The organism is Streptomyces sp. NPDC019531, from assembly GCF_044903305.1.
Lineage (GTDB): Bacteria > Actinomycetota > Actinomycetes > Streptomycetales > Streptomycetaceae > Streptomyces.
Genome location: NZ_JBJDQL010000004.1, coordinates 147,871 through 160,162 on the forward strand (window position 1 = coordinate 147,871; position 12,292 = coordinate 160,162).

The window sequence follows — 12,292 nt, forward strand, 5'->3', positions numbered from 1 at the left end:
CGGCGCCGTCACCTCGGTACCGGCTGCGAAGCCGCCCGCAGCCGGGTGACGTCCCGGCGCAGGCGGTCGGCGATGTGGTCGACGAGGACGGCGAGGTCCGCGCAGTAGACGGACGGGGCGGCGAAGGGGGTCGGGGTGGCCCCGGGGTGGTAGCGGTGGGCGTACAGGCCGCCGCCGCAGACCGCTGAGCGGGGACAGGCCGCGCAGACCGGGGCGAGTCCCGCCCGCCCGCGCTGGCGGGCCCGGAATGCCTCCTGGCGGGCGGCGTCGGCGAAGGTGTGCCGGAAGACGTCAAGGCCGGTGGACGGGGCCCCCGGGTAGGTCACCTTGAGCGAGTCGGCCTGCTCGATGGTGCCGTCGGTCTCGACGACGACGAGGTCGACCGGGGTCAGTCCGACGGCCTCGCTGCGTGCGGTGCCACCGAGCAGCAGCGCCAGGATCTCCTCGAAGAGCCGGATCCCGGTCTCCCGGCGGGGCGCGTCGTACCAGCGGTCGAACACCGCGCACAGCCATCGCGCGTACGGCACGGGTTCCACGGGTGTGGGTCCGGGCGCCGTGCGGGGCGGGGTGGTACGGGCGGCGAGGCCGGGCGGTGGGGTGTGCCAAGTGCCGTGCGGGAGGAGGAGGTTGAGCAGGGGCGGGGAGAAGGCCAGCAGGGCCTCGTAGGTCTCCACGGGGTCGGCGGCCAGGTCGATGGTGCAGAGCAGGCCTGCGTAGAGGTCGCGGTACGGGCCGTCTCCGAGCAGCCGGAGCGCCCGCGCGACGTCGGCGTGACTGCCGCGTCCGTCCGGGCGCAGGCGGTGCCGGTCGTGGGTGGCGGCGGTGCCGTCGAGGCTGACCCCGATGCGTACTCGGTGGCGGGCCAGGACGGGCAGCAGGGCCGGGTCCTCGGCGAGCCGCAGACCGTTGGTCTGCATGCTGAGCCGCAGCTCCGCCACCCCGTCGAGGGCGTCGGCGAGCACCCGCAGTACGGCGTCCAGTCGCGTGGCTCCGACCAGCAGCGGCTCCCCGCCGTGCAGGATGACGTGGACCTCCGTCAGGGCGTGCGTCCGGGCGTGCTCGGCGATATGGGCGGCCGCCCGGCGCACGGTGCCGGGGGCCATGGCGCGGGGGCGGTCGCGCCAGCTCTGGTCCACCGACTCGTAGACGTAGCAGTAGTCGCAGGCGAGATTGCAGCGGCTGTGGATCTTCAGCAGGAACTGCCGGAAGGGAACCATGGACCAGCCTCGCTGGGACGCGCCGGAGCCGCTCCCGCCGACGGCCGGGTCGACACGGGAACGGGTGGGGCGGGTGGCGGCATCCTACAACCCGTCAGTTACCGCACCCGCGACTCCAGGACGGCTCCCCGGCCGTGCCCGACGGCACGACGCAAGCGCCCCACCGCACCCCGGCCCTCTCACGTCGTCGGTGGCTCGATGTCGGAGTCCAGCCGTATCCCGCGCGCGATCGCCTGTGTCGTCGGATGGTCCTCCCCCAGGGTGCGTCGGGCGCGGGCCAGGGCGTCCTCGCGCAGGTGGTCCGCCTCCGCCGCGCGGTCCAGGGCGCGCAGGCTCAGCGACAGGTTGGAGCCGCTGCCGATGACGTCGTAGTGGTCGGGGCCGAGGGCGGCGAGCAGCCCCTCCCTGGCCTTGGCCTCCAGGTCGGCGGCCTCCTGGGTCCGGCCGGCGGTCGCCAGGTCGTTGGCGTGGTTGAGCATGCAGGCGTAGGTGTACGGGTGGGACTCCCCGAGGACGGTGCGCAGGTGCTCCATGGTGCGTGCCGAGGACGCGAGCGCCTGGTCCCCGTGGCCGAGCAGCCTCAGGTACACCGCCATGTTGTTGGCGCAGACCAGGGTGACCGGGTGCTCCTCGCCCAGGTAGTCCTTGTAGCGGCCGAGGGCCCGCTCGGCGAGCTCCAGCGCCTGCGCGGTCTCGCCGAGCGCGGCGAGATCGCCGGCCAGGCTGCACGCGACGGCGAGGGTGTCGTAGTGGTCGGGGCCGTGGGCCTGGAGATAGCGGTTGTAGATGTCCTGGTCAATGTCACGGGCCTCGACATAGCGGCCGTCCCGGCGCAGGGCCACGGCCAGGTTCTTGCGGGCCCGCAGGGTGTCGCTGTGCCCGTCGCCGAGAAGTTGCTGGTAGAGGCGGGTGGTGGTTTCCAGGAGGCTCAGCGCCTGCTGGAGCTCGCCGGTCTCGCGCAGGTCGCGGGCGTAGTTGTTGGCCAGGTTCAGGGTGCGCGGTTTCATGCTGCCCTGGTTCTGCCGCTGCCGTTCGTAGGCCGACCGGTGCAGGTCCAGGGCGGCCCGGCGGTCGCCGGCCAGGTACTCGGACATGCCCAGGTTGTTGGCGTACATCAGGGTCCGCTGGTGGTCCTCGCCGAATTCGGCGTACGCCGCCTCGTAGGTGTTGCGGTCCAGTTCACGGGCCTCCTGGTAGCGGCCGAGGGCCCGCAGGTCGGCGCCGACGTTGCCGGCCGCGGCGAGGGTGGCCGGGTACTCGGCGCCCCTGGTGTCGGTGAGCCGCCGCAGTACGTCGACGTCGAGTTCGTACGCCTCGTCCAGCCGCCCCAGCGAGCGCAGCACATTGCCCAGCTGGGTGCGCAGCAGCAGGGTGTGGGTGTCGTCGGGGCCGCCGCCCGGGAAGTCCGGCCGCCCCCAGCGTTCCAGGGTGCGTACGGCCAGGCCGTGGGCCGTGCTGTAGAGGCTGCGCTTCCACAGGTAGCGCACCGAGTCGATGATCAGCTTGCGGACCTCGGGATTGGGGTCGGACGCCGCGCGTGAGGGCTCCAGATGCGGGAGGAGTTCGTCGTACTCGTCCCAGTCCGCGGTGGCCTCCGGGTTGCCGGGGTTGGAGTCCGCCAGCGCGGTGTGCACCACCCCGCGCAGCTCCGCCCAGCGCTGTCCGCCGGCGCCGTCCCGGATCACCGCCTGGACGAGCCGGTGCACGGTCAGGGTCTCGCTGCCCTGGTCGCTGCGGGCCAGTCCGTACCGGTTGAGCAGGCGCAACAGCTGGGCGACGGCCATCTCGTCGCGGGGTTCGTCCGCGTCCATGGTCAGGGCCCGGGTGACGGCCCGGCCGTAGAGCAGCCGCATGGGGATCGGATCGGGGCCGAAGAAGGAGCAGATCTCCAGCATCTCGGCGGCGGCCCGGTCCCGTGTGCGCAGGTCCTCGACCGCGATCTGCCAGGTCCGGGCGGCGGAGTTGGGGTACTCGCGGAGCGGCAGCTGGGTGTGGTCGAGGATGTCGGCGGGGCGGTCGCGCAGTTGGGCGAGGTAGCGGTCGACCGGCATGTTGCTCTCACCGAGCCAGGTCGCGGTCTGGCCCACCGCGAGGGGGAGGTCGCCGAGTTCGTGGGCGATCTGTTCCGCGTCCTCAGCGGACAGCGACGGGCTGAACCTGTGCAGCAGTTCGACGCTCTCGGCGCGGGTGAAGACCTCCACCTCGGCCCGGCCCGCGCTGTTGACCCAGGCCCGGTCCCGCGAGGTGATCAGCACATGCCCGCCGGGCGGCCCGGCGGGGAGGAGGCCGTCGAGTTCCACGGGGCTGCCCGCGTTGTCGTACACCAGGAGCCAGCGGTCGTACGGCTGTCCCTGCCCGAGCGCGCGCAGCACGGCCTCGGCGGTGCTGCCCACGTCCTCGCCCTCCTCCAGGTCGAGGTAGGGGGCGAGGTCGGCGAGGGCGGAGCGGATCAGGCCGGGCTGTGCGGCGTTCATCCACCAGACCACGTCGTAGGCCGACTTGTAGCGGTGTGCGTACTCCAGCGCGGTCTGGGTCTTTCCCATGCCGCCGAGTCCGTACAGCACCTGGCTGGGCACGGTGGCGGTGGGGCCGGCGGTGAAGTGGTCACGCAGTCGTTCCAGCAGCGGGCCGCGCCCGGTGAAGGACAGGTTGCGGGACGGCAGGCGCTGGGCCGCCGGGATCGAGCCGGGGAAGCCGGGCAGGGCCGTGGCGCCGGCCGAGGCGGAGCCGTCGGGGAGACGGCGGCCCGGGGGCGGTCCGAGGACGGCGAGGAGCTGGTCGACGGCCTCGGCCGGACCGCACCGGCTGAGATCGGCGACGGCTCTGTCGAGGTACGGGCCCACGGCCGCCGGGTCGAGGTCCTGGAGCCGGACGGCGAGCAGTGCTGGGCCGCCGAGTGTCTCGTGTCCGGCCAGCTGGAGGCGGATGGTGGCGGCCCGCGACTGGGTCGCGTACTCCGGCGACAGCAGGGCCAGCACCCTGCCCTGGCCGCTCAGGGTGCCGGCCACCTCGGGCAGGACGGTGCCGTCCGGGGCGATGGTGCTGTGCAGCGAGACCTGGTAGCCGACCGCTTCCAGGGCCTCGGCCGCCCACTCCGCCCAGACGCGGCCGAGCGGTGCGTAGCTGAGGTAGACCTGGGTGGGCAGGGCGCGGGGCGCCCTCAGATAGGCGGTGCGCAGTTCGGCTCGCCGGTCGCCCGGCAGCGGGGCGAGTCTGCGCACCCGGCCCTCCGAGACCCATTCGGTGAGCCGCTCGAACGCGGTGAGCAGCGAGCGCTCCTGGTGGGGCCGGTCGGCGACGGTGGCGGGGATCTCCTCATAGGCGTAGAACGCCTTGTACGGAATCTCTATCTCGCCCCAGTAGCGCGTGTGCTCACCCTCCGAGAGCCAGGACAGGTAGGGCTCGAACTCGGCGCGGGAGAAGTCCCGTCCGGCCTCCAGCCGTTCGGTCTCGGCCTCCTCGACCCGCATGGGGACCGGCAGCACCTTGATGGGGCGGGGCGCGGAGCGCTGTACGGCGGCTGCGGCGTCCACACCGCCGCGGATGCTCTGGACGCTCATCGTGAAGCAGTCGACGAGGACGTCGGGCAGGACGATGGTGCAGATGCCGGAGGTGTCGCTCACGCCGGTCCGGCTGTCGATGAGCACATAGTCGTAGGAGGCGATCATCTCCTCGCGCAGTGCCTGGAGGAAGTGCCCGCCGCCGTGGCGGTCGTAGAAGCTGTGCCAGTTGAAGCTGGTGACGGCGGCCGAGTAGGCGGCCGACTGGCGCCCGGCGGGCAGGAAGTCCAGCCGGCCCCCGGAGGGGAGTTCCAGGAGCAGTCCGACGGTGTACGGCGTCAGGTCCGCGGCGGCCCGCAGCCAGTCGTCGGCCCCGGCGCCGGCGGTCGGCGGTTCGGGGCTCAGCACGGTGCGCACATAGGCCTGCACCATGTTGATCAGGCCGTCGGACGAGCGCAGTTCGGGGTCGACCAGCAGGGGATGCAGATAGCGGTGCAGACCGGGGGCCTCCAGGTCCCAGTCCACGAGCAGCACCCGATGGCCGTTGCTGGCGAGGATCCAGCCGACGTTGGCGAGCGCCATGGTGCGTCCGGTGCCGCCCTTGTACGAGTAGAACGTGACGATCTTGCCCGGTCCTGTGGGGCTACTGGTCATCGTCTGTGTCCTTCGTGGCGGGGAAGGCGCCGGGGAACGGGGGCGGGCCGGCGGGGTCGGGGGAGGCAGGGGAGCCAGGGGAGCCGGAGGGCTCGGGGGGATCGGGCAGGTTCGGGATGGTGAGTCCGCTCAGTGGGGGCGGGGGCGGGCCCTCGGGGAGCCGGAAGGGGGTGGTGCTCTCCATTTCCATCAGCCGGTTCTGCGCCACCGCCAGCATCACGGCGAGCCGGTCGTCGAACTCGTCCGCACCGACCCGCACCCGGAACAGCGGGTCGTGCGGATCGTTCTGCCGACGCCAGTTGCGCCAGAACACCCGGCTCAGGTCCTGCCAGACCGCGTTGTCGCCGGACTCCTCGTCGGAGTCATGACAGGGCACCAGGACACCGGTGGCGGGGCGGTTCTGGCCGTCGTAGTCGGCGAGCGCGTCCCGGTAGCCCGGCGTGCGTACCGCCCACGGGTCGACGAGGAGGATGCTGGTCTGGTTGTTCACCATCGTCTCGTCGAGGCGGCTGCTCAGTTCGGCGTCGACGACCTCGATGTTGCTGGTGTAGCCCTCCTCCACGATCACCTTCTGTGCCCGGTGTGCGACCGTGGGGTGCCTGGGCGGATGGTACGGCGTCCACTCCCGGGGCGAGCGCCCGTAGTACTCCGGCCTTCGACGCCCTTCCGGCAGCGGGTCGGCGACCCCCGCGGCCAGGAAGACCTGGACATGCCCGGTGCCCGGTGCGGCGGCCCGCTGATGCTCGGCCACCGGGAACAGTCCCTGCACCTCGCCGAGGTCCAGGCTCGGCGCGAACGGCAGCCGGAACCGGTCCGCCGCCATCCGCACCCGGGCGGCGACCCGCTCGACGATCCCGCGGTACACCGGACCGGTCGGGTCGGTACGCAGGATCTGCATCAGCCCGTGGGTGACGTACTCCTGGCCCATCCCCGCCTCGTGGTACTGGAAGCGGGCGATCTCCTCCGGCAGTTCCCCCTCCATGGGCGCCCACAGGACCGGCACCAGCGCGGGGACGTCGATCTCGGTCTCCCGGCGGTACTCGTGCAGCCTGGCCCGGAACGCAGTCCACTCCTTGCCGCAGTACAGGCTGTTCAGATACGCCGGGGAGTACAGCGCGACGAAGGCACGGCAGTGCCCGACCGCGGCACCGAGCACCCGGGCCCAGTCCGCGCCCAGGCCGAGCCGCTCCACGTCCCGGAAGGGCGGCTGCGCCGCCGGGTCGGCACCGATCCGGCGGAGCTCCAGTACGAGATCGTCGTAGAACCGCTTGACGAACTCGTCGGGATTGTCCTTCCGCGCGTAGCTGAGGAAGAAGTACGGCTCCTGAACCAAGGCGTCCCCCGATACCTCCCTGGCCGGCCCGCCGGCATGCCACCTGTACGTCGGAGCACACCGGGTCATACCCAGCGCGGTGGCGCCTCAAGCTGTCGGCTTCGGACATCCGTCCGAGTGCGAGCGGGGAGGGAGAACAGGAGGGTGGGACCCGGTCAGATCGAGGAGTCGAAGGCGGCGTACGGAACTCCGACCGGGTTGACCGCCTCGTCGACCATGCGGCGCAGCGCCGCGCCCAGCACGGTGTCCGGCAGCTCTTCGAGCATCTCGTCCAGCGCTTCCATACTGAGGTCCGTGACATCAAGCAGACATGAGTCGACCCCGGCGCTAGCGTCCATCGGCATCCTTCGCACACACGCGTGCTTTGTCAGGAGCGTGCACGCGAAACCTGGCACACCCTATCGGGATCGCACCGCCTGATTCCAGGCGCCGCACGGCCCGCGGGATGGGGCACACTGGAGGTTTGGCCCGCGCGGAAGGATGCATGTACGTGAACGGTCCTCTCATCGTCCAATCCGACAAGACCCTGCTGCTTGAGGTCGATCACGAGCAGGCCGACGAGTGCCGTCGGGCCATCGCGCCGTTCGCCGAGCTGGAGCGGGCGCCCGAGCACATCCACACCTACCGGGTGACCCCGCTGGGCCTGTGGAACGCGCGGGCGGCCGGGCACGACGCCGAGCAGGTGGTGGACGCGCTCGTGCAGTACAGCCGCTACCCCGTGCCGCACGCCCTGCTCGTCGACGTCGCCGAGACCATGGACCGGTACGGGCGGCTCACGCTCAGCAAGCACCCGGCACACGGGCTCGTCCTCACCACCACCGACCGGCCGGTGCTTGAGGAGATCCTGCGCTCGAAGCGGATCACCCCGCTGGTCGGGGCGCGGCTCGATCCGGACACCGTGGTCGTGCACCCCTCCGAGCGCGGGCAGATCAAGCAGACGCTGCTGAAGCTGGGCTGGCCCGCCGAGGACCTCGCGGGGTACGTGGACGGCGAGGCGCACTCGATCGAGCTGGCCGAGAACGGCTGGGCGCTCAGGCCCTACCAGAAGCAGGCCGTGGAGAACTTCTGGCACGGCGGCAGCGGGGTCGTCGTCCTGCCCTGCGGTGCCGGCAAGACCCTCGTCGGCGCCGGGGCCATGGCGCAGGCCAAGTCGACCACCCTCATCCTCGTCACCAACACCGTCTCGGCCCGGCAGTGGAAGCACGAGCTGGTGAAGCGGACCTCGCTGACCGAGGAGGAGATCGGCGAGTACAGCGGGACGCGCAAGGAGATCCGGCCCGTCACCATCGCCACCTACCAGGTGCTCACGACCCGGCGGAAGGGCGTCTACCCGCATCTGGAGCTCTTCGACTCCCGGGACTGGGGGCTCATCCTCTACGACGAGGTGCACCTGCTGCCCGCGCCCGTCTTCAAGTTCACCGCCGACCTCCAGGCCCGGCGCAGACTCGGGCTGACCGCGACCCTGGTGCGGGAGGACGGGCGGGAGTCGGACGTCTTCTCGCTCATCGGGCCCAAGCGGTTCGACGCGCCGTGGAAGGAGATCGAGGCGCAGGGGTACATCGCGCCCGCCGACTGCGTCGAGGTCCGGGTGAACCTCACCGACTCGGAGCGGCTCGCCTACGCCACCGCCGAGCAGGAGGAGAAGTACCGCTTCTGTGCCACGACCGCGACCAAGCGGAAGGTCACGGAGGCTCTGGTACGGCGGTTCGCGGGCCAGCAGATCCTGGTGATCGGTCAGTACATCGACCAGCTCGACGAACTCGGCGAGCACCTGGACGCCCCCGTCATCAAGGGCGAGACCTCCAACGCCCAGCGCGAGAAGCTCTTCGGCGCCTTCCGGGAGGGCGAGATCAGCGTGCTGGTGGTGTCCAAGGTCGCGAACTTCTCCATCGACCTGCCGGAGGCGACCGTCGCCATCCAGGTCTCGGGCACCTTCGGCTCCCGCCAGGAGGAGGCCCAGCGGCTCGGGCGGGTCCTGCGCCCCAAGGCGGACGGCCACCAGGCCCACTTCTACTCCGTGGTCGCCCGCGACACCATCGACCAGGACTTCGCCGCACACCGACAGCGGTTCCTGGCGGAACAGGGGTACGCCTACCGGATCGTGGACGCGGACGAGCTGCTGGCGGAGGGCTGAGCCGGCGCCGCGCTCAGCGGCGGCGGACGCCCGCCTCCTCGCCGTACTCGCCGAGTATGACGACGTCGAAGGCTGCGCCGGTGAAGACGCGGATCGCTCGGAGGGCGTTGCCCAGGCGGTGGGTGCTGTGGATACCGGAGAGGGGGGTCGCCCCGGACGGGCGACCGGGGGCTGGGGTGAAGGTCGCTGCGCTCATGCATCCATGGTGGCTGAGCAGACGTAAAGAGGGCATCGGTCCCAGGTAGCCACTTCTTGTGCTACCTGGGTACACCCTGTGGGTGGAGCCTCCCCCACCCGGCTGAGGGGCCCTCCCCTAGGGGGACGGAAAAACCGTTGGCGTTCCGGCCGCCGCCACCTCTAAAATCTCCGCTCTTGCCCGCCTCCCTCCCGGAGCGCCGCCGACCGGCCGGAAACCGGTCGGCATCTCGCTGCCACCCACCCGGCAGCCACATCCCGCAGCACCTTCGGAGGCACCCCCTTGTCCAGGCCGTCCACGCCCGCGCCACCCGTAGCCGACGACCCGCTCGCCCGCGAACGCTCCCACCTCGCCGGCTCCCGAGCCGCCCTGCGCGCCATGCGCGAGGACGCCGAGTCGCTGGACATCAAGGACGTCACCGCGAACTGGGTCAACGCCGAGGTCCTGGCCCGCCAGATCGACGAGCGGATCAAGTCGCTGGCCGACCTCAGCGACACCCCGCTGTTCTTCGGCCGCCTCGACTACCTGCACTCCCCCGGCGCCGACCAGGCGGAGGGCGCGGAGGGCGAGCGCTTCTACATCGGGCGCCGGCACGTCCACGACCACGACGGCGACCCGATGGTGATCGACTGGCGGGCGCCGGTCTCACAGCCGTTCTACCGGGCGTCCAAGAAGGACCCGATGGACATCGGGCTGCGCCGCCGCTTCGGCTACACCCGCGGCGACATCACCGCCTACGAGGACGAACACCTCTCCGACCCGGCAGAGCCGTCGGGGGCTGCGGCCACCAGCAAGCTGCTCCAGCAGGAGATCGAGCGCCCGCGCGTGGGCCCGATGCGCGACATCGTGGCGACCATCCAGCCCGAGCAGGACGAGATCGTGCGGTCCGGTCTCGGCGGCACGGTCTGTGTGCAGGGAGGTCCCGGCACGGGGAAGACGGCCGTCGGCCTGCACCGGGTCGCGTACCTGCTCTACGCCCATCGCGAGCGGCTCGCCCGCACCGGCACCCTCGTCATCGGACCGAACAGGTCCTTCCTGCACTACATCGAGCAAGTGCTGCCCGCACTGGGCGAGTTGACGGTGAAGCAGGCGACCGTCGACGACCTGGTGGCGCACGTCGAGGTGCGCGGCGCCGACGACGCGGCCGCCGCGGTCCTCAAGGGCGACGCGCGGATGGCGGAGGTGCTCAGGCGGGCCGTGTACGCGCACGTGACCATGCCCACCGAGCCGGTGATGGTGGTGCGCGGATCACGCCGGTGGCGGGTCCCGGCGTACGAAGTCGAGGAGATCGTGAGGGAGCTGCTCGACCGGGGCATCCGCTACGGCGCCGCCCGCGAGGCCCTCCCGCAGCGCATCGCGCACGCCGTGCTGGTGCAGATGGAGCGGTCCGGGGAGGCCCCCGACGACCGCGTGCAGGACGCGGTGGCCCGCAACGCGGCGGTGAAGGCGGCGGTCAAGCAGATCTGGCCGCCCGTCGACCCGGCGAAACTCGTCCTGCGCCTGCTGACGGACGCGGACTTCCTCGCCGTACACGCGGACGGGGTCCTCGACGAGGACGAGCAGAAGACGATCCTGTGGGCGAAGCCCGTGCGGTCCGTGAAGTCGGCCAAGTGGTCCGCCGCGGACACGGTGTTGGTCGACGAGACGACGGACATCGTGGAGCGCACGCACTCCCTCGGGCATGTGGTCCTCGACGAGGCGCAGGACCTCTCCCCCATGCAGTACCGTGCGGTCGGGCGCCGCTGCTCGACCGGCTCGGCGACCGTCCTCGGAGACCTCGCGCAGGGCACCACGCCCTGGGCGACGCGGAGTTGGGACGAGGCGCTGGCCCACCTCGGCAAGTCCGACGGGGTGATCGAGGAGTTGACGGCCGGTTTCCGTGTGCCGACGGACGTCATCACATACGCCTCCCTCCTCCTCCCGCACATCGCGCCGGGCCTGACCCCGGTCGCGTCGGTCCGTGAGAACCCGGGCTTCTTCGACCTGCGCGAGACCTCGGGTACGGCCGAAGTGGTCGCCGCGTGCGAGGAGTTGCTGCGCAACGAGGGATCGACGGGTCTGATCGCGGCGGACGCCCGGGTGCCCGAGCTGACACAGGCGCTGACGGCGGCGGGGATCGGCTTCCTGGCCCCCGGCGAGGAGACCACCGCCGAGACCCGGCTGACCCTGGTACCGGCGTCCCTCGCCAAGGGCCTGGAGTACGACTACGTCGTCCTGGACGAGCCGCAGGCCGTGGTGGACGGCGAACCGGACGAACGGACCGGGCTGCGCCGGCTGTACGTGGCTCTGACCCGAGCGGTGTCGGGGCTGATCGTGACGCACGCGGCGCCGTTGCCTGCGCAGCTTGCCGGGTAGGGTGCTGATCCGTTCCGCCATGTCGCCCTGGAAGGGCCCCTGTTGAGCACCCCGCCGCCCTCGCGTCAGCCCGGCGGGCGAGTGCGGGGGCGCGGGGGTCGGTCGCGCAGTTCCCCGCGCCCTGGGTGGGTCCGCTCACCCCTTGTCCAGAACGTGGCGCCACTCCCGTACCGCCTCCGCCGAAACCGGCGCCCCCCAGCCCCCCGGCCGCGCCGCCCCGCCGATGTGGAACGCGTCGAACCCGGCCGCCCGCAAGCCCGGCACATGGTCAAGGCGCAGCCCGCCCCCCACCAGCAGCTGCTGCTCGTACCCCGGCTCCCCCGCCCTCGCCGCCTCCGCGAGCAGCACGGGCAGCCCCTCGTCGACGCCCGCCGCCGAACCCGCCGTGAGGTAGGTGTCCAGACCCGGCAGATCGGCCAGCTGCTTGCGCAGGGCGTCCCGGTCCGCCGTGTGGTCGATGGCGCGGTGGAAGGTCCAGCGGCAGCCGTCCAGCACCCCGACGACCCGCTCCACGGACGCCAGATCCACCTCACCGGAAGCGTCGAGGAACCCCAGCACGAACTCCTCGGCCCCGGCGGACCTCATCTCGCGGGCCGTCCTCACCAGCCGCCCGGCGTCCCCCGCCCCGAACCCGTCCGACAACCGCAGCATCACCCGCAGCGAGATGTCCACGGCGGCCCGGATCCCGGCGACCGTCGAGACCGTCGGCGTCAGACCGTCGGCCGCCATGTCGGTCACCAGCTCCAGCCGGTCCGCGCCTCCCGCCTGGGCCGCGACCGCGTCCTCGGTGTCGAGGGCAACCACTTCCAGGACCGCACGCTTGCTCATCGGACCCCATTCATCGGACGATCGATCGGACAGCTACAGGTCTAGTCCAATTTTAGGGTACGGGGTCAGGAGTCA

Annotated in this window: 8 protein-coding genes; 2 read left to right on the forward strand and 6 right to left on the reverse strand. The window is 71.8% G+C overall.

The genetic code is table 11. From position 1 onward, the window contains the following. Positions 1-8: 8 nt before the first annotated feature. The 4 genes from ACI2L1_RS06930 to fxsA all read right to left on the reverse strand — a co-directional run bounded on the left by ACI2L1_RS06930 (position 9) and on the right by fxsA (position 7,048). Positions 9-1,217, reverse strand: coding sequence for an FxsB family cyclophane-forming radical SAM/SPASM peptide maturase (locus ACI2L1_RS06930; protein ID WP_404738261.1), 1,209 nt, complete (start codon positions 1,215-1,217; stop codon positions 9-11). 179 nt (positions 1,218-1,396) lie between these two features. Continuing rightward, positions 1,397-5,371 (reverse strand): FxSxx-COOH system tetratricopeptide repeat protein, encoded by a 3,975-nt coding sequence (gene fxsT / locus ACI2L1_RS06935; protein ID WP_404738262.1) that lies wholly within the window; start codon positions 5,369-5,371, stop codon positions 1,397-1,399. After that, entirely contained in the window at positions 5,361-6,704 is a 1,344-nt protein-coding gene (gene fsxC, locus ACI2L1_RS06940; protein WP_404738263.1) for an FxsC protein, read from the reverse strand. Before fsxC ends, fxsT begins: the two co-directional genes overlap by 11 nt. Before the next feature lie 155 nt (positions 6,705-6,859). Next, positions 6,860-7,048 (reverse strand): FxSxx-COOH cyclophane-containing RiPP peptide, encoded by a 189-nt coding sequence (gene fxsA / locus ACI2L1_RS06945; protein WP_404738264.1) that lies wholly within the window; start codon positions 7,046-7,048, stop codon positions 6,860-6,862. 146 nt (positions 7,049-7,194) lie between these two features. Between fxsA and ACI2L1_RS06950 the strand changes: the two genes are divergently transcribed. Beyond that, positions 7,195-8,838, forward strand: coding sequence for a DNA repair helicase XPB (locus ACI2L1_RS06950; protein ID WP_404738265.1), 1,644 nt, complete (start codon positions 7,195-7,197; stop codon positions 8,836-8,838). Positions 8,839-8,851: 13 nt separating this feature from the next. On the opposite strand, the gene ACI2L1_RS06955 is transcribed toward ACI2L1_RS06950, so the two are convergent. Next, positions 8,852-9,034, reverse strand: coding sequence for a hypothetical protein (locus ACI2L1_RS06955; protein ID WP_404738266.1), 183 nt, complete (start codon positions 9,032-9,034; stop codon positions 8,852-8,854). A gap of 282 nt (positions 9,035-9,316) precedes the next feature. On the opposite strand from ACI2L1_RS06955, the gene ACI2L1_RS06960 reads away from it, so the two are divergent. Continuing rightward, positions 9,317-11,389 carry a HelD family protein gene (locus ACI2L1_RS06960; protein WP_404738267.1) on the forward strand — a complete coding sequence of 691 codons (2,073 nt, stop codon included), beginning with the start codon at positions 9,317-9,319 and terminating at the stop codon, positions 11,387-11,389. Between the two features lie 135 nt (positions 11,390-11,524). Here ACI2L1_RS06960 and ACI2L1_RS06965 read toward each other — a convergent pair whose 3' ends face one another. Beyond that, on the reverse strand, positions 11,525-12,217 hold the full coding sequence (locus tag ACI2L1_RS06965) for a copper homeostasis protein CutC (protein ID WP_404738268.1): 693 nt from the start codon (positions 12,215-12,217) through the stop codon (positions 11,525-11,527). Between the last annotated feature and the right edge of the window lie 75 nt (positions 12,218-12,292).